Origin of the sequence: Hoeflea marina, assembly GCF_003182275.1 — a bacterium.
Taxonomy (GTDB): Bacteria; Pseudomonadota; Alphaproteobacteria; order Rhizobiales; family Rhizobiaceae; genus Hoeflea; species Hoeflea marina.
Map to the genome: position 1 here is coordinate 796,738 of NZ_QGTR01000003.1, position 22,762 is coordinate 819,499.

Genomic DNA, 22,762 nt, shown 5'->3' on the forward strand with positions numbered 1-22,762 from the left:
CGGGCATCTCCGGAGAATGGTTTGGCCGCTCCATAACAGCCCGGGGCGCAAATATCCAGAACGGCTTTCGCCGCACGCGCCGCGGCGGATTTGCATTCCCGTGCGCCGTCCTTACATATGCCGGAAGCCGCGCGGATGCGGCAATCAGCAAAGGATGTTCCATGGGCGAGCACAACCCCTACGGCACCATGCATGCCACGACCATCATCACCGTCCGCAAGGGCAGCCAGGTGGTGATGGCCGGCGACGGACAGGTCAGTCTCGGACAGACCGTGATGAAGGGCAACGCCCGCAAGGTGCGGCTCATCGGCAAGGACGGCCATGTCATTGCCGGCTTCGCGGGCGCGACCGCCGATGCCTTCACGCTGCTCGAGCGGCTGGAAAAGAAGCTCGAGCAGTATCAGGGCCAGTTGATGCGGGCGGCGGTCGAGCTTGCCAAGGATTGGCGCACCGACAAGTATCTGCGCAATCTCGAGGCCATGATGCTGGTGGCCGACAAGTCGATCACGCTGGCGATCACCGGCAACGGCGATGTGCTGGAACCCGAGCATGGCACCATCGCGATCGGTTCGGGCGGCAACTACGCCTATGCAGCCGCACGCGCATTGATGGACACCGACAAATCCGCCGAACAGATCGCCCGTCGCGCCATGGAAATAGCCGGCGACATCTGCGTCTACACCAACGGCAATATCGTCATCGAGACCCTCGAGCTTGATTGACGCCGCCCGCATCAGCTTCCGGCCGGTCACGCGGGATGATCTTCCGCTGCTCGGGCGGTGGATGGAGACAGCGCACTGGCGGCAGTGGTGGGGCGAAGCCGAAACGGAACTGGGGCAAATCCGCGACATGGTCGAGGGCCGGGACACGACAAGGCCGTTCCTGTTCCTGCTCGACGACCGACCGGCGGGTTACATCCAGATCTGGTATGTCGGCGATCATCTGTGCGAACCATTTCTGACCCAGGCGCCTTGGATGCGGAATGTTCCGGCCGACAGCGTCGGCGTCGACCTGTCGATCGGCGAGGCGGCCGACCTCTCGAGAGGGCTGGGCAGCGCGGCCCTTGGGGCTTTTGTCCGCCGGCTGGTCGCGGAAGGTCATGACAGCATCATCATTGATCCGGATGCGGCCAATGCCAGAGCCGTGCGGGCCTACGAAAAAGCCGGATTCCGACCGTTTCTCGTATCACCCGACCCTGGCGGCAACGCTGCCCAGGCCACGCTCATCATGACATTTGCGGGCAATGACGCAGCCCCCAGCCACAGGACGCAGGCATGATAGACGAAGCAACGCTTGATCGCGCGGTCACCGCCGGCATTCTCAATCCGGCGCAGCGGCAGGCCCTGTTGGCGCTTGCGCGCAGCGGCGGTGAACCCCCGTCCCTTGCCGATGCAGCCGAAACCGGCTCGGTCGACGAGCAGATGCGGCTGGTCGGCGGCGGCAACGATCTGTTCGTCACCGTCGGCATCGTGCTCCTGTTTTCGGGAGCCCTGTTCGCCCTCACCGCGCTGATGCCGGGCAGCTGGACCAGCATCGCGGCGCTGCTGCTGGCGGGAACCGTCGTCGTCGCGGAAATCGTCACCCGCCAGCGGCGGATGCGCCTGTCGAGCACCGTGCTCGGCCTCGGCTACTCGGCCGCCGTGCTCACGCTGCTGGTCTATCTGGTGGCGCAGCGCTTCGACCTCATGGCGATCAACTCGCTGGTCAAGGCCGTCGCGCTGCGCGGCGATGCCGTCCAGATCGGCATGATCGTGGCAGGCGGCGGAATCGCGGCCGTGGCCGCCTATTTCTGGCGCTTCCGGGTTCCGGTTCTGGCCGCCGTGACGGCGCTGCTCTTGACCGGCCTGGCGTTTCTGTTCGCCGTGCTGTTCCTCTACGATTCCGTGGTCACCGGAGCCATCGCCGCTCCGACGGCCGAGCAGCTTCCGGCCATCCTGGAAAAGGCGCTGATCGTGCCGCTGCTGTGCGGCGGCCTGATTTTCGCCGGCGCCGTGGCGCTCGACCTGCATGACCGCAATCGTGAAACGATCTGGTCGGACTGCGCCTTCTGGCTGCACGTCGTCTCGGCGCCGCTGCTGGTGCACCCGCTGTTCATCCTGGCAACCGGCCAGGACGTGGCGTTCGGACGCATCGACCCGGACACCACCGCCGGCATCCTGCTCGGCGTGCTGATCGCGTCGTTCGTCTTCATCGCACTGGCCATCGATCGCCGCTCGCTGCTGGTTCCCACTCTGGCCTATTTCGGCTCGATCGGGATTTACTACCTTGTCAGCAACGCCGCCAACACCACCGGTATTCCACCCTTCGCTTTGATTTTGCTGGCGATCGGCTCGCTGGTCATCCTCTTCGGCGCGGGCTGGCAGCGGATCCGGCGCTTGATTGTTGGCTCCATCCTTCCCACATCGCTGATCAACAGACTTCCTCCCATCAGGGCTTGAACCGCATGTCGACTTTCTCCCCCCGCGAAACGGTCTCCGAACTGGACCGCTTCATCATCGGTCAAAAGGATGCCAAGCGCGCCGTGGCGATCGCGTTGCGCAACCGCTGGCGCCGGCAGCAATTGTCCGGTCCGCTGCGTGACGAGGTGATGCCGAAGAACATCCTGATGATCGGACCCACGGGGGTCGGAAAGACCGAGATCTCGCGCCGCCTGGCCAAGCTCGCCGGCGCGCCCTTCATCAAGGTGGAAGCGACGAAATTCACCGAGGTCGGCTATGTCGGCCGTGACGTGGAGCAGATCATCCGGGATCTGGTCGAAGTGGGTATCGGCATCGTGCGAGAGCGCAAGCGAGACGAGGTCAAGGCCAAGGCGCATCTGAACGCGGAAGAGCGGGTTCTCGACGCCCTCGTCGGTTCCACCGCATCACCCGCCACCCGGGAATCGTTCCGCAAGAAGCTGCGCGACGGCCTGCTCGACGACAAGGACATCGAGATCGAGGTCGCCGAATCGGGCACGCCGCAGTTCGAACTGCCGGGGATGCCGGGCGGCAGCATCGGGGTGCTCAACATCGGCGACCTGCTCGGCAAGGCGATGGGCGGCCGCTCCAAGAAGATCAAGACCAAGGTGAAGGATTCCCACGACCTGCTGGTCAACGACGAATCCGACAAGCTCTTGGACATGGAGCAGGTGCACCAGGAAGCGCTGCGATCGGCCGAGAACGACGGCATCGTCTTCATCGACGAGATCGACAAGATCGCCAGCCGCGACGGCGCCATGGGCGGCGCCGGGGTTTCGCGCGAAGGCGTGCAGCGGGACCTGCTGCCGCTGGTCGAAGGCACGACGGTGGCCACGAAGTACGGGCCGGTGAAGACCGATCACATTCTGTTTATCGCCTCCGGCGCCTTTCATGTCTCCAAGCCATCGGACCTGCTGCCGGAACTGCAGGGCCGGCTGCCGATCCGGGTCGAGCTGAGGGCGCTCGGCAAGGACGATTTCCGGCGCATCCTGACCGAGACGGAAGCCAGTCTGATCAAGCAATACATTGCCTTGATGGCGACGGAACAGGTCGGCCTGAGTTTCACCGAGGACGCGATCGATGCGCTGGCGGAAGTGGCGGTCCACCTCAATGACAGCGTCGAGAACATCGGTGCGCGGCGGCTGCAGACGGTGATGGAACGGGTTCTGGACGAAATTTCCTTCGATGCGCCGGACAAGCCAGGGTCGACAATCACGATCGATTCAGACTATGTCCGCAAGCATGTCGGCGATCTGGCGCAGAACACCGACCTGTCCCGTTTCATCCTGTAGGTCGCCTCCAAGGCGTGCAATCGGCAGGATTCCCTTTCGTCGAGCCGGCGCGCCGGGCTCGACACGTCTCGAAGGAGCCCTGCGTGATGGCCGCAAATCCGCGTCACTTCCTCGTCGTCGCCGGTCTTGCCTTGGCCACCCTTTTCTCCATGGGGCCTGCAGCCGGCGCAGTGGAGGTCGTTCCCCCCGGAAACCGCCACAGCGAGCAGCCCGACATTCCCGGCGCGTCGGTGCGCCGCACCAAAGCGACCAAATCCACCTTCGACGCCAAGTACGAGCGGATTCGCGATCTCATCGAGCGCGATTCGGGACTGCGCGGAAAGATCAAGAAGGCCGCCTCGAGTTACGGGATCGACCCCATCCACATCGTCGGCGCCCTGGTGGGCGAGCACACCTACAATGTGGATGCCTATGACCAGCTGCAGACCTACTACGTCAAGGCGATTTCCTATGCGGGCGAGAGCTTCCGTTTCGAGCACGCCGGCGAGGCAATCATGGATTTCGTCGCCCGCCCGCAATTTTCCGAGTGTGACAGGATCAAGAGCTCCTACGCGCTGTGGTCATGCCGCGAGAACGTCTGGAACACCGTATTCCGCGGCAAGAAAGTCGATGGGAAGTCCTTTCCCGACGACCGCTTCAGCGCGGTGTTCTTTCAGCCTTTCTACGCCGGACAGACCTTCGGGCTTGGCCAGCTGAGCCCGCTGACGGCGCTGATGAACAGCGACCGCGTGGCGGCCGTGTCGGGTGCGTCGCGACTGCAGGCGAGCAACGCCGCCAGCATCTACAAGGCGATCATGGATCCGGATTCGAGTCTTGCCTACATGGCGGCCGATATCCGTGAGGCGATCGACGCCTACAGGACCATCGCCGGTTTCGACATATCCCGCAATCCGGGCCTGACGGCGACGCTCTACAATGTGGGCAATTCGGTCCAGCGCGCCCGCGACATCGCGCGCAAGAACCGCAGTGGCGACAAGCGCCTGCCGGAGGAGAATTATTACGGCTGGCTGATCAACGACAGGGAAGCCGAGCTCCGGGCCGTGCTGGCTCACTGACGCTCAAGACCATGGCTACCGGTGCCTGTCCGGCGGGGGCCGGCGGTCCTGCGGGTTCGCCGAAAGCAGCAGCCGGTCGAGCTCGTCCAATGCCTGTTCATCGAGATGCCGCATCCCGGCCGAAAGCCGGTTGGCAATTTCGGTTGCCCTGGCCGACAGGCCGGCGGTGTCGATGACCACCCGCGGACGCGACAGCGACGCCAGCCGCTGAAGCTCTTCCGCATCGTCCCATATGACATTGAAAAAACCGATGATCCGCTGCACCGTTTCCCAATTGGGCTCCGAGCGGTGCCCGTGCTCGAGAGCTGACAGATAGGCGGCGGAGACCCCGAGGGCAGCGGCCATCTGCCGCTGGGTGACGCCGCGCTCGGTGCGGAGCTTTCTGATCGCGGCGCCGAAAGGGGTCATGCCGGATCGTCCCGCTGCCGCCGGAGCCGGATATACATGGCGCCGTCACCGCCATGCCCGCGTGCGGCCGGTTCATGGCCCGAGACCAGAAAGCGGAATTCCGGCTTGACCAGCCATTGCGGAACCGCGCGCTTGAGCACACCCTCGCTGCCCATTGATGAGCCCTTGCCGGTCACCACGAGCACATGACGCGAGCCGCGCTGATGGGCGCGCATCAGAAAATCGAAAAGAAGGTTGTGCGCCTCGCTCTGGTTGAGCCCATGCAGGTCGATCTTGCCGTCTATCGCCAGCCGTCCGCGCGCCAGCTTCTTCTGCACCGGCCTCTCGATCGGATGCAGCCGCGGCTGCGGCTTGACGGTGCGGGGCGGATGCGCCGGATCCGCGACGGGCCTTTTGACGTCAGCCGGCGCCGCGGCATCGGCGGCAGGCGACATCAAACCGTCCATGGTATCATTTTCGACGACGACCGGGTGGGCCTGGCCGGACAATCGCCGCACGGTGCGGGCGACGGTCTCCCAGACGATGCGGTCCTCGTGGGTGAGCTTGCGATCCCTGTCAGCCATGGCGGGCCAGTCTCGACGCATCGAAGATCTTCGGCAACAGGATTGTGAAGCTCGCATGGTTCCGGATCGCGCCGGCCAGGTCGCCTGCCGAATCGCCGGAACCGGTGAACAGGTCGCCCCGGGCCGGCCCGAGGATGGCCGACCCCGTGTCCTGGGCAATCATCAGCCGCGCAAACGGCCGCGCGGCTGCGAAATCCTTCAGATCGGGGGCAGAGACAAAGAACGGGGTGCCGAATGTGTGGATGGTGCGGTCGACCGCCATGGAACGGCCAGGCTCCAGGGGCACCTTCGCCGCGGCGACGGGACCCAGCGATTCATCGTCGACGGGCGCCTCGCGGAAAAAGATGTAGGACCGGTTCTCCCGCATCAGCCCGTCCGCCTGCAGCGGATGGGCGGCGAGCCACGACCGGATCGACTGCATCGAGATCTCGCCCAAGGGTATTTCGCCGCGGTCGACCAGCAAACGGCCGATGCCGGTGAACGGATGACCGCTCTTGGCGGCATAGGTGATGCGCGTGCGGGTGCCGTCGCCGAAATCCAGTCGCGCCGCACCCTGGACATGGGCGAAGAACACATCCGCCTTTTCCGCGGCATAGGCGATCTCCAGGCCCTGGCCCGCCAGGGCGCCGGTCTCGATGGCCCCCCGGTCCGGGCAGATCCGCCAGGTTTCGCCGTCCCTCATGCAGAAGGCGAAGCCTTCGGGGATGCCGGTCGGCGGATTGGCCGGGTCCAACACCTTGATGAGCGAGAGCGGCGGGCGGAGAAACGGATGGACATGGCGCGCATCGGGGGTGGCCCGGACCTCGACGACAGGCTCGTAAAAGCCGGTCACCAATCCGCTTCCGCCATCATCGAGCGTTATGGCGTAGGGCAGAAACCAGGTCTCGAAGAACCGGCGCGCCGCCCCGGCATCGAGGTGCTGATTGCCCGTCTCCGCGGCGGCGGCGAAGGCCGGCCGGAAGTCCTCATGACCCGCACCGATGCGGCCGGTGCGGTAGGGCCCGACAGAGATGGCCTGTCGGGCGGAGCGGCGAAAAGCCACAAAGGCGCGGTCGACGGAGTCTTCCGACCAGCCGCGCAGGTCGCCGTAGGCGGATCGCCGAAGCGAAAACCCCATTACTGGTCCGCTTCCGTCGCAATCAGCCTCCAGTTCGGATCGCGCGAACCCGTGTCACGGGCGAAGGTCCAGACGTCGTTGACCTCCGTCACCTCCTCGGTGTCGCCCTCGATCACCTTGCCGTCCCGGTCAAGAGTGGCCGAAATCAGCTGACTGACGATGCGGACCGTGAGATTGGCTTCAGATCCCTTCATCTCGGCCTGGATGATGCTGGCCTTTTCGATGCCCACGAAATTCGACCGGACTGTCTCGCCGCGCTGCTCGCGCTCGGTGATGGCAGTCACGAAGCCGTCGTAGACCTCGCGCGACAGCAGGTTCTTCAGCGTCTTCCGGTCCCCCTCGGCGAAGGCTGTGACGATCATCTCATAGGCGGCGCTCGCTCCCTTGACGAATTCCTCCGGCACGAACGACGGATCGCTGGCATGCAACTGCTTGAGCCCGGCGTTGAGATCGGTGCCAGGCACGGCATAGGCGTCGATGACGGATGTGGCTTCTGCCTCCTGGCCTTCGCGGGGCCGGCGCGGCAGGGTGACCACCTTCGGGTCATCGCGCGCGTCGGGAGCCGGCACGCGGTCGCGCGCGCTCACGTCCACCGGCGGACGTTCCTTGCCGGTCCGCTTGCCGAGGACCGAACGAAGCTGGATGAATATGATCACCGCGGCGACAAAGAAGAAGAACGTCACAAAATCAAAAGAACCCATCGGCGCCTTCTTTCAGTTTCAAAATTACAGGCTTGCATATAATCCCGGCACAGCCATCAATCAAACGCAAGCACCATTCAAAATGGCATTCGGGACACTTATATGCCAGCTGCCTGACCATCGGATCGAATAATCATGCGTTTCTCGTTCATACCCCTGCTGCTGCTGGCAGTGCCACTGGCGGAAATCGCCGTCTTCGTCTTTGTCGGCGGCCTCATCGGCGTCTTTGCCACCCTGGCGCTGGTGCTGGTGACCGCCGTCATCGGAACGGCGCTGCTGCGCTGGCAGGGATTCGGCATCATGGCCCGGATCAGCGCCGAGACCAAGGCGGGCAGGGTGCCGGGCCGCGATCTGGCCCATGGCGCCATGATCCTGGTGGCCGGCGTCCTGCTGCTCACGCCGGGTTTCGTCACCGACAGCCTCGGCTTCCTGTTGTTCGTCCCCGCCATCCGCGACATGGCCTGGCGGCTGATCAGGTCGCGGATCACGGTGGTTGCCGCGGGTGCGGCGGGCGGATCCTTCGCCTCGGGCTTTCCGCCGCGGCCCGACGGAGGTCCGCGCCCCACGGACGGCAGCCCTGTTGTGGATCTTGATTCCGAAGACTATCGGCGCGATCCCGATTCGCCCTGGTCGGGCGGGAATGGACGCTTGTCGGATGGGCAGCATCGCCGCCGCGACTCAGAAGACGGGTTGTAAGCGCCGGATCGAAATGCTAGCCAATCGGGCGAAAATCAACCGCCTTTCCGCAAGCGCAGGGCATTTGGACGAGGATCTGCCACATGGCAAAAGACGAAACGAGCAAGAGCGAAACCGGCAAGGTTGACGCTCCGAAGCCAAATGGCGAAGCACCGATGCTCAAAGTGCTGGCCCAGTATGTGAAGGATCTCTCCTTCGAAAATCCGGGCGCACCGAAATCGTTGGGCCAGCGCGAACGCGCGCCCGACATCAGCATCAACGTCAACGTCAACGCCAATCCGATTGCGCAGAACGATTTTGACGTGCTGCTGACGTTGAACGCGGAGGCCAAGGACGGCAGTGCCGTGCTGTTCAATGTCGAGCTTGTTTACGGCGGCGTGTTCCGGATCACCAATTTCCCGCAGGAGCACATGCTGCCGCTGCTGTTCATCGAATGCCCGCGGCTCATCTTCCCGTTCGCCCGCCAGATCGTCTCGGAAGCCACCCGCAACGGCGGCTTTCCGCCGCTGATGATCGACCCGATCGATTTCGCGCAGATGTTCTCGCAGCGCATGGCCGAAGAGAGCGCCCGAGCCAAGGTCTCCGCGCCGACCAACTGAGGCCGGCAAGGCAGGACTGAGAGTGTGGCCCGCGGATTCGCGGGCCTTTCAGTTTGCGGCAGGCCAGATCGCCTTCGACCCCAGACGGGCAACCAGACGGGCATGGGCCTCGAGCTCCAGCTCGGTCAGCCGCGGGGGCAGGATGTCGGGCCGGGCACCGATCTGGATGACTACCTCTTCGCGGGCGACGACGACCGTTGCGGCAGGCTCGGCCATCAGTCCGAGCGCCGCCTGGCGGCCGCCGAGCATTTCGATATAGACATCGGCCAGCAATTCGGCGTCGAGAAGCGCGCCATGGCGGTTGCGATGCGAATTGTCGATGCCGTAGCGCCGGCAGAGCGCATCGAGGCTGTTCGGCCCCATCGGATGGCGGCGGCGGGCAAGCGAGAGCGTGTCGATGACCATCTCCGCATCGATCGGCGGTATGCCGAGCCGCGCGAACTCCGCGTTCAGGAACCCCATGTCGAAATTGGCGTTGTGGGCGACATATTTCGCGCCGTCGAAGAATGCGAGGATTTCCTCGGCCACGGCAGCGAATGTCGGCTTGTCGAGCAGGAACTGATCGGTGATGCCGTGCACGGCGAGCGCATCCGGATGCACCTTGCGTCCATCCGGATTGATGTAGATGTGCAGCGTCCGGCCGGTGGGAAACTGGTTCTCGAGTTCGATGCCGCCGATCTCGATGATCCGGTCGGAGCGGTTGTCGAGCCCGGTGGTTTCGGTGTCGAAGATAATCTCACGCATCGGTTCCATCCTTCCCCTGCGCCTCGGCGCGCAGGCGGGCGACCAGCTCGGCGACCTGGCGTTGCGCCGCTTCCAGCCCCAGGCCGGTGTCGATGACATGGTCCGCCCTGGCCCGCTTCTCGCTGTCGGGCAACTGCCGGGCGAGAATAGCCTCGAACTTGTCCGCGGTCATCCCGGGCCGGGCCAATACACGCTCTTTCTGGATGTCCGGATCGCAGCTGACGACCACGACCCGGTCGACCCGGCCGGTGGCGCCGCTCTCGAACAGCAGCGGAACATCGACGAGGACAAGTTCTGCCCCTGCGCGGCGGTGCTGCTCGACAAACGCCTGCTCGGCCGCCCTGACCAGCGGATGCACGATCGCTTCGAGCCGCTTGAAGCCGCTCGGATCTGCAAGCAGCCGGGCTCCGAGCATCTGGCGATCAACCCGCCCATTGACGGTCGTGCCGGGAAAGGCGCTCTCGACAAGCGGTGCGGCCTCGCCCTCGTAAAGATCATGGACGACGTCGTCGGCACTGATGACGGGAATGCCCTCGGCGGCGAACATTGACGCGGTGGTGGTTTTCCCCATGCCGATCGAACCGGTCAGGCCGATGACGATCATTGCCCCATCTCCATGTCGTCGATGACCAGCTGCCGGAGCTCCGGCGTCACCCTGGGGCGAAGGCCGAACCAGATCTCGAATCCGGGCACCGCCTGGTGCAGCAGCATGCCAAGTCCATCCGCCGTCGGCCGACCCTGCGCGCGCGCCATGGCCAGGATCGGCGTCATCAGCGGGACGTAGACGATATCGGTCACCAGGCCGCCCTCTGCCATCGGGCTGAAGTCGATGGGCGGCACGTCCGAGCCGTCCATGCCCAGAGAGGTGGTGTTGACGAACAGATCGGCGCCAGCCATGAGATCGGGCAGATCGTCCAGCCCGAGGGCGCTGACCCGCGGTCCGAAACGATCGGACAACTCCACCGCTCTGGCCTTGCCGCGGTTGCTCACCCGGACGGAGCCGAATCCGCGCTGCAGAAGCGCGTGGATCACCGCCCGGCTTGCGCCGCCGGCACCCAGCACCACGGCGGTGGCTCCGCTGTCCCATCCGGGGTGACCTTCATCCAGGTTGGCGGCGAAGCCATAGGCGTCGGTGTTGGTGGCCCGAATCCGTCCTTCCTCGAGCCAGACCGTGTTCGCCGCCCCGATCAACCGGGCAGTCTCGTCGACATCGTCGGCAAAGCCGAAGACCGCTTCCTTGTGGGGGATGGTGACATTGCCGCCGACGAAGGGCGCACTGCCATCCTTCATCGAGCCGATGAACGCGCCGAAGGCCTCGGGCGCAATCTCGAGCTTTTCGTAGGATCCTGGGATGCCGGCCGTCTTCAGCCAGTGGCCATGGATGAGGGGGGAGCGCGAGTGCCTCACCGGATGGCCCGCGACAAAGGCCCGCGGCGGAACCGTCTTATCCATCGATCGCTCCCAGGCGCCGCAATTCTGCAAGCAGCGGCAGGAGCGGCAGGCCGAGAATGCTGAAATAGTCGCCCTCGATCCGGTCGAACAGCTGTACGCCTTCACCCTCGAGCTGATAGGCGCCGACGCTCGACAGCACCCGGTCGCCGGCCACCGCGAGATACCGACCGACAAACCCCGGATCGAGCGCCCGCATCGTCAGCCGGGCGACGGCGACATGGCGCCAGAGCGTCGTGTCGCCGCGCACAAGAACAACGGCGCTGTTGAGCTGATGGGTGCGGCCGGACAGCTTCAGCAGCTGACGACGGGCCGCGTCCATGTCGGCCGGCTTGTGAAAGAGCTGATCTCCCAGGGACAGGGTCTGGTCCGAGCCGATGACCAGCGCGCCGGGATGGCGCGCGGCGACGTCCTGCGCCTTGGCCTCGGCAAGGACAAGGGCCACGTCGTCGGGGCCGGCACCGGTGTCCTTCAGGGTTTCCTCGACGGCCCGCTCGTCGGTGGACGCCGATTCGGCTTCGAAACGAATTCCGGCATTGGCCAGCAGCATCTTCCGAAAGGGACTCGAGGACGCCAGAATGAGCGATGGGGTCATGGATCGGTATCCGGTATGGCCGTGTCAGGGATTCGGGGTTAACGCCACTTGGTTCGCAAAGCAAGAATGGCGGCAGCGGTTTCCTCGATCGAGCGGCGCGACACGTCGATGACGGGCCAGCCGTGCCGCGTGCAGAGCGAGCGGGCATATTTGAGCTCCTCGCCGATCAGGGCGCGATCGGTGTACTGTTCGCCCTGAAACCCGGTGGTCGTCCCCAGCAGCCGGTTTTGGCGGACCTGGGCGATGCGGTCGACGGAGGCGATCAGCCCGACCACCAGCGGCTTGCTGGCGGTCAGCAGCCGCTCCGGCAACGGCACGCCGTAGACGATCGGAATGTTGGCGGTCTTGATGCCGCGGTTGGCGAGATAGATGCTGGTGGGAGTCTTCGAGGTGCGGGAAATGCCGACGATGACGAGGTCGGCTTCGTCGAAATCCGGCGGCAACTGGCCGTCATCATGATCCATGGTGAAATTGAGCGCATCGATGCGGCGGAAATAGTCCTCGTTCATGGCATGCTGCGCACCCACCCGGCCCCGCGACGGCGCCCCGAGATAGGTCTGGAACACATTGATGACCGGCTGCAGCACCGACACGCAGGGCAGGCCCATGTCGCGGCATCTCAGCTCGATGAAGGATGCCAGCTCGGGGTCGACGATGGTGTAGAGGACGATGCCAGGCGCGCCGTCGATCGCGTCGAGAACCCCGAAGAGCTGCTTGCGGGTACGGATCAGCGGATACACATGCTCGAGCGCCTGGGCGGACTGGAACTGGGCGGCGGCGGCACGGCCCGCCGCCATCAGGGTTTCGCCGGTGGAGTCCGAAATCAGATGCAGATGGAAGTAGTTTTTGGTCTGCTCCACAAGATTCACGAGTCCCTGTTGAGAATGCTGGATAAGTCTGACGTAAGGACCGTCGGCCGGCTTTGGCAAGGGAGAAGGAGGCAGTTTATCCACACCGGCCATTTGCGGGAAAGATTCCGCGGCAATCCGCCGATCGCGGGGGATAAGTCGGCGGGGAATTTCGCTGGACCGGGGAGAGATTGAAAAATGATTGTTTTTCAGATGCTTGCGATTGCGGCGCGGCGAATGCCGCCGGGGTGTTGCGCTCCACGGCGCGCCGGCTCTATATGAACGGCCTGTGGACAAGCTGTGGATGGGGTTTAATCCCTGGAACCCACAGACTCATAGAATCAGAATCCTTTCATAAAAGGATTTCTTTATAGAAGGGATGCTGTGGATGAAGTCGGAACGCAAGGTCTTGAGGGTTCTCGACGGTGAGCGGTTGTCTCCCCCACCGATATGGCTGATGCGCCAGGCAGGCAGGCATCTGCCGGAGTACCGTGAGACAAGGGCCTCGGCCAACGGCTTTCTCGACCTGTGCTACACACCCGACCTGGCCGTCGAGGTGACACTGCAGCCGATCAGGCGGTATGGCTTTGATGCGGCGATCCTGTTCTCCGACATCCTCGTCATTCCCGATGCGCTCGACAGGGATGTGCGCTTTGAAGAGGGCAGAGGCCCTTTGCTGACACCGATCGGCGCCGACGAGATCGCCGCACTGGATCCGTCGGGCATGCACAGCCATCTGGCTCCCGTCTATGAGACGGTCTCGCGGTTGCGCCGGGAACTGCCCGATCCGACCACTCTGCTGGGATTCTGTGGCGCGCCGTGGACGGTGGCGACCTATATGATTGCCGGGCATGGCACGCCGGACCAGGCGCCGGCCCGCCTGTTCGCCATGCGGCACCCGGACGAATTCGCAAAGCTGCTGGCGCTGCTGGCCGATGCGTCGGCGGACTACCTGATCAGGCAGCTCGACGCCGGCGCGGACGCCGTGCAGATCTTCGATTCCTGGGCCAGCGTGCTGGGAGAGACCGAGTTCGATCTTTATTCCGTCCGCCCGGTGCAGAGGATGGTCGAGCGGGTCCGGGCAGCGCATCCGGAAGCGAGGATCATCGGCTTCGCCAAGGGTGCCGGTGTGCTGCTGGAAGATTACCGGCAGCGAACGAAGGTGGATTGCGTCGGTCTGGACTGGACGGTGCCGCGGTCGCTGGCCCGGAAGATCCAGCAGGACGGAGCCGTGCAGGGGAATCTCGACCCGATGCGGGTCGTGGCCGGTGGCACCGCGCTGGACGAGGGCGTCGATCGGGTGCTGGCCGATCTGGGCGATGGTCCGCTGATCTTCAACCTCGGTCACGGCATCACGCCGCAGGCGGATCCCGCGAGCGTCGTCCGCTTGGTCGAGCGGGTGCGGCGCTGGAGCGGCGCGTGAGCGAGCCCACGACCGGCGCCGCCGAAGGCCGGAAGGCGAGGAACAAGGCCTTCGCCTCGATCGCTTTGGTGCTGGTGCTGGCCGGCGCGGGAATTGTCTATCAGCCGGAGTGGATCTATCCCTGGCTGAAGGTGCTGCATGTGGCGGCGGTGATCTCCTGGATGGTGGGACTGTTCTACCTGCCTCGGATATTCGTCTACCACAGCGAGGCCGATCGGGACGGGGATGCCGCCTCGACTTTTGCCGTGATGGAAGCGCGCTTGCTCAAGGTGATCATGAGGCCGGCCATGCTGGTGGTGTGGGGCAGCGGTCTGTGGCTGGCCTGGAAGGGGTTCGGCTTTTACGGCCCCTGGCTGTGGGTGAAGATCGCCGCCGTGGTGGGGCTGACGGCGTTCCACGGATTCCTGTCACAGGCGACCAGGCGATTCGCCTCAGGTTCCAACCGATTCACCGCCCGCCAGTGGCGGATGGTCAACGAGATCCCCACACTGCTGATGCTGGTCGCGCTGATCATGGTGATCGTCAAGCCGTTCGCCTGATTTCAATCGATTTTCCCGGATTTGGCCGCATCCGCGGGGGCCGGCGGTGCAAACAGGGCTTGCGACGTTTCACGTGAATCGCTATCTAACCCTCATGCCTCCTTTGGCGGGCACCAGAAATGGTGTTGTCGGTTTAGTTCGCAAACCGCTTTCGTGCCCGCTTTCCCCTACTATTTTTGTGACATGGATTTCCGATGCAGGAAATGAAGCTTCAAGAGCTCAAGAACAAGTCCGCGACTGATCTGCTCGCTTTTGCCGAATCGGTCGAGGTCGAGAATGCCAGCGTGCTGCGCAAACAGGAGTTGATGTTTGCCATCCTCAAGAAACTGGCGGCGCAGGATGTCGAGATCATCGGCCAAGGCGTCGTCGAATTGCTTCAGGACGGCTTCGGGTTCATGCGCTCGGCCAATGCGAATTACCTGCCGGGTCCCGACGATATCTACATTTCGCCCTCGCAGATCCGGCGCTTCTCGCTCAAGACGGGCGATACCGTCGAAGGTCCGATCCGCGGACCCAAGGACGGCGAGCGCTATTTCGCGCTGTTGAAGGTCAACACGATCAATTTCGAGGACCCGGAGAAGATCCGCCACAAGGTCCATTTCGACAATCTGACGCCACTCTACCCAGATGAACGCTTCCGCATGGAAGTCGAGAATCCCACCACAAAGGATCTCTCGGCCCGGGTGATCGACCTCATCGCCCCGCTTGGCAAGGGCCAGCGCGGGCTGATCGTGGCGCCGCCGCGCACGGGCAAGACCGTGCTGCTGCAGAACATTGCCCACTCGATTACCGCCAATCATCCGGAATGCTATCTCATCGTGCTGCTCATCGACGAGCGGCCGGAGGAAGTCACCGACATGCAGCGCTCGGTTAAGGGCGAAGTCGTATCCTCGACCTTCGACGAACCGGCCGTGCGTCACGTCCAGGTGGCGGAAATGGTCATCGAGAAGGCCAAGCGCCTGGTCGAGCATGGACGCGACGTGGTCATCCTGCTTGATTCGATCACCCGGCTCGGCCGCGCCTACAACACCGTCGTGCCGTCATCCGGCAAGGTTCTCACGGGCGGTGTCGACGCCAACGCGCTGCAGCGCCCGAAGCGCTTCTTCGGCGCGGCCCGCAACATCGAGGAAGGCGGCTCGCTGACGATCATCGCCACCGCGCTCATCGATACGGGCTCGCGCATGGACGAAGTGATCTTCGAGGAATTCAAGGGCACGGGCAACTCGGAAATCGTGCTCGATCGCAAGGTCGCCGACAAGCGGATCTATCCGTCGATGGATATTCTCAAGTCCGGCACGCGGAAAGAAGACCTGCTGGTTCCGCGTGCGGATCTGCAAAAGATCTTCGTGCTCCGCCGCATCCTGGCGCCGATGGGCACCACCGATGCGATCGAGTTTTTGATCGACAAGCTGAAGCAGACGAAGACCAACAGCGATTTCTTCGATTCGATGAACACCTGAGGCTGCCGTACCCGCGCGTTTTCCATATGAATGGAAGCGCGTCGGGGGCGAGCCGTGCATGGCCGCCGCAGAGGCGGGCTGCTCTCTCGGGGCTGCACGGCCACGGCGGTCACTGATCTGGAGCTGGACCGGGTGCGAGACACGATCTATGCGCTATCATCGGGCCAGGTGCCTGCCGGCGTTGCGGTAATCCGCCTGTCCGGGCCTGCGGTTCGATTCGCACTCGAAACGCTCTGCGGGGCCGTTCCCGAGCCGCGGGCGGCCGTGCTGAAATCGATTCGGTTCCAGAACGGTGAGCTGATCGACCGCGGCCTGGTGCTGTTCTTTCCCGCCCCGGCCTCCTTCACCGGCGAAGACTGCGCCGAACTTCAATTGCATGGCGGCCGGGCGGTCGTCGACGCCTGCTGTCAGGCACTGGGCGCCTTGCCGGGTCTGCGCCAGGCGGAAGGCGGCGAATTCACCCGCCGCGCCTTCGACAACGGCAAGATGGACCTGACGGCGGTCGAAGGCCTGGCGGACCTTATTCAGGCCGAGACCGCGGCTCAGCGACGGATGGCACTCGATCAGGCGGGTGGAGCATTGGCAGCCGTCTATGCCGGCTGGGCTCAGCGCCTTACCCATGCCCGGGCCATGATCGAGGCAGAACTCGATTTCTCAGATGAGGAGGACGTGCCCAATTCCCTCTCCGAAGCGGTGCTGCGGGACATGCGCGATCTAAGTGAAGAGATCGGCCTGCACCTCTCGGGAATGCACTGGGGGGAAATCGTGCGCGAGGGTTACCGTGTGGCGCTGGTGGGCAGGCCCAATTCGGGGAAATCGACGCTGCTCAACCGGTTGGCCGACAGGGAAATCGCCATCGTTTCCGACGAGGCAGGCACGACGCGGGACATTGTCGAGGTTCGCCTCGATCTCGGCGGGTATCTGGTGATCCTGCAGGACACCGCGGGGCTGCGTGATACGACGAGCGCGGTCGAGAAGGAAGGCATTCGTCGGGCGCTGCAGGCTGTTGAAAGCGCTGATCTGGTTTTGTATCTCGTGGCTCCCGGCATGACGCACGAAGGCGCTGAAGTCCACCACCCGAATCTGCTGCGGGTGCGGACAATGTCCGATCGCACGGACGGTGCGTCGCCGGCCGAGGCGGACATCTCAGTGTCGGCGCTGAGCGGCGCAGGCGTGGATCAGTTGGTAACCATTATATCGAATAATATCAAAGAGATAGGGTCTTCTGCATCGCCTCTGTCGGCCAATCGGCAGCGCCACCGGGATCTGCTGAACGTCTGCCGCGAGGAACTTTCATTGGCGGCAACCGCAATCGGTGCCGCGATTGAGTTGCGGTCTGAGCATCTGCGCCTCGCCGGGGCTGCATTGGGCCGGATGACAGGCAGGGTGGACGTCGAGGACTTGCTGGGCGTAATCTTCTCCGAATTCTGCGTTGGAAAATGATTCACGTGGAACACCAAGCAAATGGAATCGCATGTGTTCCACGTGAAACATCTGTTCCGCAATCAAGCATCAACGGGCAATCGCAATGGCAATGAACTATGACGTGGTGGTGATCGGTGGCGGGCATGCGGGCTGTGAAGCGGCTGCTGCCGCGGCTCGGCTCGGCGCCAGGACCGTCCTGGTCACCTTGCGGCTCGACAACCTCGGCGTAATGTCCTGCAATCCCGCGATAGGCGGGCTTGGAAAGGGGCATCTCGTCCGAGAGGTCGATGCGATGGACGGCATCATGGGCCGGGCCGCGGATCATGCGGGAATTCAGTTCCGCATGCTCAATCGGCGCAAGGGACCCGCTGTCCGTGGGCCCCGCACCCAAGCGGATCGGCGCCTCTACCGCGAGAGCATCCAGGAGCAGCTAGCAGCTATTAACGGGCTCGACATCATGGCCGCGGAAGTTGACGACCTAGAGATTGCCGATGGCCGTGTCAGTGCGGTTCTGCTAATTGGCGGCCGCCGCATCGAGACTTCGACCGTTGTCCTGACAACGGGAACCTTCCTGCGCGGCCTCATCCACATCGGCAATGAGAAAACCCCAGCCGGGAGGGTTGGCGAGGCGCCGGCGCTGGGCCTCTCGGATACGCTGGAGAGACTTGGCTTCAGCTTGGCGCGGCTGAAGACCGGGACCCCCGCTCGACTCGACGGCAGCACAATCAACTGGGATCGGGTCGAGTGGCAGGAGGCCGATGAAGAACCGGTTCCGTTTTCCTTCATGACCGATTCGGTTCCGCAACGGCAGATCCGGTGCGGCGTGACGCGCACGACGCCCGCCACCCACAAGATCATTGCCGACAACATCAGCCTCTCCGCGATGTATTCAGGGCAGATAGCCGGCGTCGGACCGCGCTATTGTCCATCGATCGAGGACAAGATCGTCAAATTCGGCGAACGGGATGGTCATCAGATCTTTCTGGAGCCGGAGGGGCTTGACGACACCACAGTTTACCCGAACGGGATCTCGACCTCCTTGCCCCGCGACGTGCAGGACGCGTTTATCCGCACCATTCCCGGGCTGGAGAATGTCCGGATCATCCAGCATGGCTATGCCATCGAGTATGACCATGTCGATCCGCGCGAGCTGAAACCGACACTCGAAACCAAGCGGCTTGCCGGATTCTACCTGGCTGGACAGATCAACGGCACCACCGGATATGAGGAGGCCGCCGGGCAGGGGCTGGTAGCGGGATTGAACGCCGCCTTGGCCGCAACAGGCCGCGAGCCGTTGGTTTTCAGCCGCACCCAGTCCTATATCGGCGTGATGATCGACGATTTGACCACCCGCGGTGTTACCGAGCCGTACCGGATGTTTACCTCGCGGGCCGAGTACAGGCTGTCGCTGCGCGCCGACAACGCCGACATGCGGCTCACGCCACTCGCAATAGAGCTGGGCTGCATTTCAGCGGAGCGGCGGAACCGCTTCCTGCAGCACTCCGATTCGCTTGCGGAATGTATTTCGGTACTCAAATCACTCGATCTCTCCCCGAACGAGGCGAGTGCGCACGGATTGGAACTCAACCGCGACGGTATTCGACGCTCAGCGTTCACGCTGCTGTCCTATCCGGGCGTCGACATTCCCCGCATCTCGAGTATCTGGCCGGAGATCGGCCGGTTCTCCAAGGCTGTGCTTGAGGCGGCCGCCATTGATGCGACTTATGCGGTCTACATGGCGCGTCAGCTTGGTGACATCGTGGATCGGCAGCGAGAGGAGGCGCGGCTGATTCCGGCGGATTTTGTCTTTGAAGAAATGCAGGGTCTATCCAACGAGCTGAAACAGAAATTGCGGGCGCTGCGTCCAGTGTCCATCGCCCAGGCCGCTGCGATCGAGGGGATGACGCCCGCCGCAGTGGCGGTGCTGTTGACGCATCTCAGGCGCCGGACGGACACCGAGCTGAGGGCGGAAACATGACGCTGTCCAGCAGATCGGAAGATTCCGGCTTTGTTTCACGTGAAACAACCCACCGCCTCGAGATCTATGCCGATCTGGTCCGGAAGTGGCAGAAGTCGATCAATCTCGTGTCCGCGAGCACGCTCGGAGACCTGTGGGAACGCCATATCAACGATAGCCTGCAGATCACCAGGCTGGCTGGCGCACCGCAGCGCTGGATCGACATGGGTAGCGGCGCCGGCTTTCCGGGATTGGTCACCGGCATCTGTATGGCAGGAGGCAGCGAAGGCTGGGTGCATCTCGTCGAAAGCAACAACAAGAAGGCCGCCTTTCTGCGGCAGGTGATTCGGGACACCGGCGCGCGCGCCAGCGTGCACCCGGTACGGATTGAGGATGTGGGCGCGGATGTGGGCGAGATCGACGCAATCTCGGCAAGGGCGCTCGCCAGCCTGCCTGAGCTGCTGCGCATGGCCCAGCCCTTCGCGGAGCGCAATCCGATGCTGCAATGCTGGTTTCACAAAGGTCTGGAATACGGTGAAGAAGTGCGATCAGCAGGTGACCGATGGTCGTTCGATCTGGTAGAACATCCCAGTGTTGTCCAGGAAGGCTCCGTCATCCTCCAGCTCACCCACATCAAGCCGCGCTAACGGGATCACAGGTCCAGATGATGTCATTTTCCAGGAACCGGATCATTACGATCGCCAATCAAAAAGGCGGCGTCGGAAAAACCACAACGGCGATCAACCTGGCGACCGCCCTGGCAGCCATTGGCGAAAACGTGCTAATCGTCGATCTCGATCCGCAGGGCAACGCCAGCACCGGGCTCGGCGTCAATCGACGCGACCGTACCATGTCGACATACGATCTGCTGACGCGCAACGCCTCCGTATCGGACACGGTGATGGAGACGGCGGTTCCGCATCTGAGCATCATTCCGTCGACGATGGACCTGCTCGGCGTCGAAATGGAAATCGCCGGGACCCGGGACCGGGTGTTCCGGCTCAAGAAGGCGCTGCAGGCCGAAGACGCCCAGGCCTACACCTATGTGCTGATCGACTGCCCGCCGTCGCTCAACCTGCTGACCATGAACGCCATGGCTGCCGCCCATTCGATCCTGGTGCCGCTGCAGTGCGAGTTCTTCGCGCTGGAAGGCCTGAGCCAGCTGCTCGACACCGTCGAGCAGGTGCGGGATTCGCTCAATCCGGATCTCGATATCCAGGGCATTGTCCTGACCATGTTCGATGCGCGCAACAACCTCGCCCAGCAGGTGGTCGCCGATGTCCGGGCGCATCTCGGTGAAAAGGTCTACCGCACCCTGATCCCGCGCAATGTGCGCGTCTCGGAAGCGCCGTCCTACGGCAAGCCGGCCATCCTGTACGACCTCAAATGCGCCGGAAGCCAGGCCTATCTGCAGCTCGCTTCCGAAGTCATCCAACGTGAACGCAGCCGCAAGGCGGCTTGATTCTGATCCGGAACGAATTGGTACCGACATGTCTGACGATCCCTCGAAAAAACGCCTCGGTCGTGGTCTGGCCGCTCTCATCGGTGAAATCGACCAGCCCGGAGACACACACAGGCCAAGCGTCAGTGCCGACCGTCGGGTACCGATCGAGCATGTGGCCCGGAATCCGCGCAATCCGAGGCGTGAGTTCAATCTGTCCGATCTCGAGGATCTATCCCGATCGATCCGCCAGCACGGCATCGTCCAGCCGGTTGTGGTCCGCTCCGCGGGCCAGGACCGTTACGAAATCATCGCCGGCGAACGACGCTGGCGCGCCGCGCAGATGGCGGGACTTGTGGACATTCCGGTCATCGTCCGCAATGTCGACGACAAGACCGCGCTCGAGATCGCCATTGTCGAGAACGTCCAGCGCGCCGACCTCAACCCGCTCGAGGAAGCCCAGGGCTACGAACAGCTGATCGCCCAGTACAGCTACACCCAGAATGATCTGGGCGAGGTGATCGGCAAGAGCCGAAGCCACGTCGCCAACAGCCTGCGGCTCCTCAAGCTGCCGCAGCCGGTGCTCGACATGCTGTCCTCCGGAACGCTGACGGCCGGCCACGCCCGTGCCATCGTGTCGACAAGCGATCCGGTCGCATTGGCCAGGATGATCGTCGAGCGCGGGCTGTCGGTTCGCGACGCCGAGCGGCTTGCGCAGAAGGAAGCGCAGCAGGCGGAAAACCGCGAAAGCGGCCGCGGCGAGGAGGCGCCGGTCAAGGATGCCGACACACTCGCGCTGGAACGCAGCCTGTCGGATGTGCTCGGACTGAAGGTTCAACTGGCGCACAAGAGCCAGGGCGGGCAGATCCGGATCGACTACAAATCGCTCGACCAGCTGGACGGCCTGTGTCGCCTGCTTGGGGCTAAAAGCTAACAATATCAATCTATTAGATTATTTTGCGCGGCTCAGTAGACAGCACCGCAGCAGAGCCTGGCGGGCTATCGAGGCCTCGAGGGCCGGCCGGCGTCGGGTTTCGAGAACCGCGTCGCCGAGGCGGCGCATTTCGATCCGGATGGTCGGCAGTCGCCACTGCCGCAGGGCGCGTTCGACGATCGGCTTGCGCTTGAAATGGATGCCGCGTCCGCGTTCGGCCATTACGGCCGCCGGCTGCTTGCCGTGATTCTCCACCTGGTCGCGCATGGCATCGAGTTGCTCGAGTTGCTGGAGGCAGCTGCGCAGCACCAGGAAGACGGCGGTCTTGGATGCCAGGATGCGCTCGAGCGAGGTTTCCAGCCGGGCTAGATCCCCACTGAACACCGCTTCCACGGCATCATCGACCGAGAGGGCTGCCGCATCGCCGATCGCCTCGATCACATCCTGTTCCGAGACTGAGCCCCGACCATGGCAGTACAGCGCCAGCTTGCGCAATTCGCCGCGGCTGGCCAGCCGGTCGCCGCCCAGGAGCTGCGCCAGCCGCAGCCGGGCGTCTCCGTCGATCGTCAGCTTGGCGGCGCCCAGCTCCTCGTCGATAAGCGCCTGAACGCTGCGCGAATCATCGGAATAACAGGGGATGGCGAGAGCGGATTTCGAGGCCTCGACGATCTTGCGAAGCCCGCCGCCCTTCTTGAGGTCGCCGGCCTCGATGAGGATGTGCGATGAGCCCATATTCATGCCGGAAAGGGCGGAAACCGCATCCATCAGGCCGCGTTCGTTGCCGGCATTGCGCACCCAGATCAGCCGGTCGCCGCCAAACAGGCTGATGGACTGAACTTCGTCGATCAGCCTGCCGGGATCGGAGCCGATGTCGGAGGCTTCCATCCGCTGCACGGAGAAGTCATCCTTCAGGTCTATCTTGGTCTTGGCAGCCAGCAGCGCCGAGCGCTCGGAGACCAGGCCCCGGTCCGGACCGTAGACGAGAATGATCCGGTAGGGCGTACCCTCCCTGCGCGCGAAAGCTGTGAATTCGTGCGCCTTGATCTCCGCCACGTCCGGC

25 protein-coding genes are annotated in these 22,762 nt (G+C 63.7%); 15 read left to right on the forward strand and 10 right to left on the reverse strand.

Annotated features, from left to right (window positions below):
- The first annotated feature begins 161 nt into the window (after positions 1-161).
- The 5 genes from hslV (at position 162) to DFR52_RS14975 (ending at position 4,803) form a co-directional block, all read left to right on the forward strand.
- Positions 162-722 carry an ATP-dependent protease subunit HslV gene (hslV, locus tag DFR52_RS14955; protein WP_110032741.1) on the forward strand — a complete coding sequence of 187 codons (561 nt, stop codon included), beginning with the start codon at positions 162-164 and terminating at the stop codon, positions 720-722.
- Positions 715-1,278, forward strand: coding sequence for a GNAT family N-acetyltransferase (locus DFR52_RS14960; RefSeq protein ID WP_170132274.1), 564 nt, complete (start codon positions 715-717; stop codon positions 1,276-1,278). The genes hslV and DFR52_RS14960 overlap by 8 nt, the downstream gene beginning before the upstream one ends.
- A complete protein-coding gene (locus tag DFR52_RS14965) occupies positions 1,275-2,438 on the forward strand; it encodes a hypothetical protein (RefSeq protein ID WP_110032742.1) in 1,164 nt (387 codons plus the stop codon). Before DFR52_RS14960 ends, DFR52_RS14965 begins: the two co-directional genes overlap by 4 nt.
- A 5-nt stretch (positions 2,439-2,443) precedes the next feature.
- Entirely contained in the window at positions 2,444-3,748 is a 1,305-nt protein-coding gene (hslU, locus tag DFR52_RS14970; RefSeq protein WP_110032743.1) for an ATP-dependent protease ATPase subunit HslU, read from the forward strand.
- A gap of 86 nt (positions 3,749-3,834) precedes the next feature.
- Positions 3,835-4,803, forward strand: a complete 969-nt coding sequence (locus DFR52_RS14975; RefSeq protein ID WP_110032744.1) for a DUF1402 family protein — start codon at positions 3,835-3,837, stop codon at positions 4,801-4,803.
- A 15-nt stretch (positions 4,804-4,818) separates the two neighbouring features.
- Here the strand turns inward: DFR52_RS14975 and DFR52_RS14980 are convergent, their stop codons facing one another.
- From DFR52_RS14980 to DFR52_RS14995, 4 genes are read right to left on the reverse strand one after another with little or no spacing between them, the layout of a single operon-like run.
- Positions 4,819-5,211 carry a helix-turn-helix domain-containing protein gene (locus DFR52_RS14980; protein ID WP_110032745.1) on the reverse strand — a complete coding sequence of 131 codons (393 nt, stop codon included), beginning with the start codon at positions 5,209-5,211 and terminating at the stop codon, positions 4,819-4,821.
- The gene (locus DFR52_RS14985) at positions 5,208-5,774 is read right to left on the reverse strand and encodes a Smr/MutS family protein (RefSeq protein WP_110032746.1); all 567 of its coding nucleotides are present in this window, start codon (positions 5,772-5,774) and stop codon (positions 5,208-5,210) included. The genes DFR52_RS14980 and DFR52_RS14985 overlap by 4 nt, the downstream gene beginning before the upstream one ends.
- Positions 5,767-6,891 (reverse strand): murein transglycosylase A, encoded by a 1,125-nt coding sequence (mltA, locus tag DFR52_RS14990; RefSeq protein ID WP_110032747.1) that lies wholly within the window; start codon positions 6,889-6,891, stop codon positions 5,767-5,769. The genes DFR52_RS14985 and mltA overlap by 8 nt, the downstream gene beginning before the upstream one ends.
- Positions 6,891-7,592, reverse strand: coding sequence for a Tim44/TimA family putative adaptor protein (locus tag DFR52_RS14995; protein ID WP_110032748.1), 702 nt, complete (start codon positions 7,590-7,592; stop codon positions 6,891-6,893). The genes mltA and DFR52_RS14995 overlap by 1 nt, the downstream gene beginning before the upstream one ends.
- A 135-nt stretch (positions 7,593-7,727) precedes the next feature.
- Between DFR52_RS14995 and DFR52_RS15000 the strand changes: the two genes are divergently transcribed.
- Together DFR52_RS15000 and secB are read left to right on the forward strand one after the other, a co-directional pair.
- Positions 7,728-8,288 carry an FxsA family protein gene (locus tag DFR52_RS15000; protein ID WP_110032749.1) on the forward strand — a complete coding sequence of 187 codons (561 nt, stop codon included), beginning with the start codon at positions 7,728-7,730 and terminating at the stop codon, positions 8,286-8,288.
- An 83-nt stretch (positions 8,289-8,371) separates the two neighbouring features.
- The gene (gene secB, locus DFR52_RS15005; protein WP_110032750.1) at positions 8,372-8,887 is read left to right on the forward strand and encodes a protein-export chaperone SecB; all 516 of its coding nucleotides are present in this window, start codon (positions 8,372-8,374) and stop codon (positions 8,885-8,887) included.
- Between the two features lie 48 nt (positions 8,888-8,935).
- Here secB and dnaQ read toward each other — a convergent pair whose 3' ends face one another.
- From dnaQ to DFR52_RS15030, 5 genes are read right to left on the reverse strand one after another with little or no spacing between them, the layout of a single operon-like run.
- A complete protein-coding gene (dnaQ, locus tag DFR52_RS15010) occupies positions 8,936-9,631 on the reverse strand; it encodes a DNA polymerase III subunit epsilon (RefSeq protein ID WP_110032751.1) in 696 nt (231 codons plus the stop codon).
- Complete coding sequence (gene coaE / locus DFR52_RS15015; RefSeq protein WP_110032752.1) at positions 9,624-10,235, reverse strand: dephospho-CoA kinase; 612 nt, start codon at positions 10,233-10,235, stop codon at positions 9,624-9,626. The genes dnaQ and coaE overlap by 8 nt, the downstream gene beginning before the upstream one ends.
- Positions 10,232-11,083, reverse strand: a complete 852-nt coding sequence (locus DFR52_RS15020) for a shikimate dehydrogenase (RefSeq protein ID WP_110032753.1) — start codon at positions 11,081-11,083, stop codon at positions 10,232-10,234. The genes coaE and DFR52_RS15020 overlap by 4 nt, the downstream gene beginning before the upstream one ends.
- Positions 11,076-11,675: a Maf-like protein gene (locus tag DFR52_RS15025; protein WP_110032754.1), complete on the reverse strand. Its 600-nt coding sequence runs from the start codon at positions 11,673-11,675 to the stop codon at positions 11,076-11,078. The genes DFR52_RS15020 and DFR52_RS15025 overlap by 8 nt, the downstream gene beginning before the upstream one ends.
- Before the next feature lie 38 nt (positions 11,676-11,713).
- On the reverse strand, positions 11,714-12,637 hold the full coding sequence (locus DFR52_RS15030) for a pyruvate, water dikinase regulatory protein (RefSeq protein ID WP_425351194.1): 924 nt from the start codon (positions 12,635-12,637) through the stop codon (positions 11,714-11,716).
- A gap of 274 nt (positions 12,638-12,911) precedes the next feature.
- On the opposite strand from DFR52_RS15030, the gene hemE reads away from it, so the two are divergent.
- The 8 genes from hemE (at position 12,912) to DFR52_RS15070 (ending at position 21,702) form a co-directional block, all read left to right on the forward strand.
- The gene (hemE, locus tag DFR52_RS15035) at positions 12,912-13,946 is read left to right on the forward strand and encodes a uroporphyrinogen decarboxylase (protein ID WP_110032895.1); all 1,035 of its coding nucleotides are present in this window, start codon (positions 12,912-12,914) and stop codon (positions 13,944-13,946) included.
- Complete coding sequence (hemJ, locus tag DFR52_RS15040; RefSeq protein ID WP_245415346.1) at positions 13,943-14,485, forward strand: protoporphyrinogen oxidase HemJ; 543 nt, start codon at positions 13,943-13,945, stop codon at positions 14,483-14,485. The genes hemE and hemJ overlap by 4 nt, the downstream gene beginning before the upstream one ends.
- 194 nt (positions 14,486-14,679) lie before the next feature.
- Positions 14,680-15,945, forward strand: a complete 1,266-nt coding sequence (rho, locus tag DFR52_RS15045) for a transcription termination factor Rho (RefSeq protein ID WP_110032755.1) — start codon at positions 14,680-14,682, stop codon at positions 15,943-15,945.
- Between the two features lie 132 nt (positions 15,946-16,077).
- Complete coding sequence (mnmE, locus tag DFR52_RS15050) at positions 16,078-17,388, forward strand: tRNA uridine-5-carboxymethylaminomethyl(34) synthesis GTPase MnmE (RefSeq protein WP_245415347.1); 1,311 nt, start codon at positions 16,078-16,080, stop codon at positions 17,386-17,388.
- A 91-nt stretch (positions 17,389-17,479) separates the two neighbouring features.
- Positions 17,480-19,348 carry a tRNA uridine-5-carboxymethylaminomethyl(34) synthesis enzyme MnmG gene (mnmG, locus tag DFR52_RS15055; RefSeq protein ID WP_425351201.1) on the forward strand — a complete coding sequence of 623 codons (1,869 nt, stop codon included), beginning with the start codon at positions 17,480-17,482 and terminating at the stop codon, positions 19,346-19,348.
- A complete protein-coding gene (gene rsmG, locus DFR52_RS15060) occupies positions 19,345-19,974 on the forward strand; it encodes a 16S rRNA (guanine(527)-N(7))-methyltransferase RsmG (protein WP_110032758.1) in 630 nt (209 codons plus the stop codon). Before mnmG ends, rsmG begins: the two co-directional genes overlap by 4 nt.
- A 20-nt stretch (positions 19,975-19,994) precedes the next feature.
- Positions 19,995-20,789, forward strand: coding sequence for a ParA family protein (locus DFR52_RS15065; protein WP_110032897.1), 795 nt, complete (start codon positions 19,995-19,997; stop codon positions 20,787-20,789).
- A gap of 28 nt (positions 20,790-20,817) precedes the next feature.
- Positions 20,818-21,702, forward strand: coding sequence for a ParB/RepB/Spo0J family partition protein (locus DFR52_RS15070; protein ID WP_110032759.1), 885 nt, complete (start codon positions 20,818-20,820; stop codon positions 21,700-21,702).
- A gap of 18 nt (positions 21,703-21,720) precedes the next feature.
- Here DFR52_RS15070 and holA read toward each other — a convergent pair whose 3' ends face one another.
- Entirely contained in the window at positions 21,721-22,755 is a 1,035-nt protein-coding gene (holA, locus tag DFR52_RS15075; RefSeq protein ID WP_110032760.1) for a DNA polymerase III subunit delta, read from the reverse strand.
- Positions 22,756-22,762: the final 7 nt, after the last annotated feature.

Bases quoted from the DNA above. Each gene is read 5' to 3' on its own strand.
- hslV (WP_110032741.1), top strand. From the start codon at position 162: ATGGGCGAGCACAACCCCTACGGCACCATGCATGCCACGACCATCATC.
- DFR52_RS14965 (WP_110032742.1), top strand. From the start codon at position 1,275: ATGATAGACGAAGCAACGCTTGATCGCGCGGTCACCGCCGGCATTCTC.
- hslU (WP_110032743.1), top strand. From the start codon at position 2,444: ATGTCGACTTTCTCCCCCCGCGAAACGGTCTCCGAACTGGACCGCTTC.
- DFR52_RS14975 (WP_110032744.1), top strand. From the start codon at position 3,835: ATGGCCGCAAATCCGCGTCACTTCCTCGTCGTCGCCGGTCTTGCCTTG.
- DFR52_RS14980 (WP_110032745.1), bottom strand. From the start codon at position 5,211: ATGACCCCTTTCGGCGCCGCGATCAGAAAGCTCCGCACCGAGCGCGGC.
- DFR52_RS14985 (WP_110032746.1), bottom strand. From the start codon at position 5,774: ATGGCTGACAGGGATCGCAAGCTCACCCACGAGGACCGCATCGTCTGG.
- mltA (WP_110032747.1), bottom strand. From the start codon at position 6,891: ATGGGGTTTTCGCTTCGGCGATCCGCCTACGGCGACCTGCGCGGCTGG.
- DFR52_RS14995 (WP_110032748.1), bottom strand. From the start codon at position 7,592: ATGGGTTCTTTTGATTTTGTGACGTTCTTCTTCTTTGTCGCCGCGGTG.
- DFR52_RS15000 (WP_110032749.1), top strand. From the start codon at position 7,728: ATGCGTTTCTCGTTCATACCCCTGCTGCTGCTGGCAGTGCCACTGGCG.
- secB (WP_110032750.1), top strand. From the start codon at position 8,372: ATGGCAAAAGACGAAACGAGCAAGAGCGAAACCGGCAAGGTTGACGCT.
- dnaQ (WP_110032751.1), bottom strand. From the start codon at position 9,631: ATGCGTGAGATTATCTTCGACACCGAAACCACCGGGCTCGACAACCGC.
- coaE (WP_110032752.1), bottom strand. From the start codon at position 10,235: ATGATCGTCATCGGCCTGACCGGTTCGATCGGCATGGGGAAAACCACC.
- DFR52_RS15020 (WP_110032753.1), bottom strand. From the start codon at position 11,083: ATGGATAAGACGGTTCCGCCGCGGGCCTTTGTCGCGGGCCATCCGGTG.
- DFR52_RS15025 (WP_110032754.1), bottom strand. From the start codon at position 11,675: ATGACCCCATCGCTCATTCTGGCGTCCTCGAGTCCCTTTCGGAAGATG.
- DFR52_RS15030 (WP_425351194.1), bottom strand. From the start codon at position 12,637: ATGGCCGGTGTGGATAAACTGCCTCCTTCTCCCTTGCCAAAGCCGGCC.
- hemE (WP_110032895.1), top strand. From the start codon at position 12,912: ATGAAGTCGGAACGCAAGGTCTTGAGGGTTCTCGACGGTGAGCGGTTG.
- rho (WP_110032755.1), top strand. From the start codon at position 14,680: ATGCAGGAAATGAAGCTTCAAGAGCTCAAGAACAAGTCCGCGACTGAT.
- mnmG (WP_425351201.1), top strand. From the start codon at position 17,480: ATGAACTATGACGTGGTGGTGATCGGTGGCGGGCATGCGGGCTGTGAA.
- rsmG (WP_110032758.1), top strand. From the start codon at position 19,345: ATGACGCTGTCCAGCAGATCGGAAGATTCCGGCTTTGTTTCACGTGAA.
- DFR52_RS15065 (WP_110032897.1), top strand. From the start codon at position 19,995: ATGTCATTTTCCAGGAACCGGATCATTACGATCGCCAATCAAAAAGGC.
- DFR52_RS15070 (WP_110032759.1), top strand. From the start codon at position 20,818: ATGTCTGACGATCCCTCGAAAAAACGCCTCGGTCGTGGTCTGGCCGCT.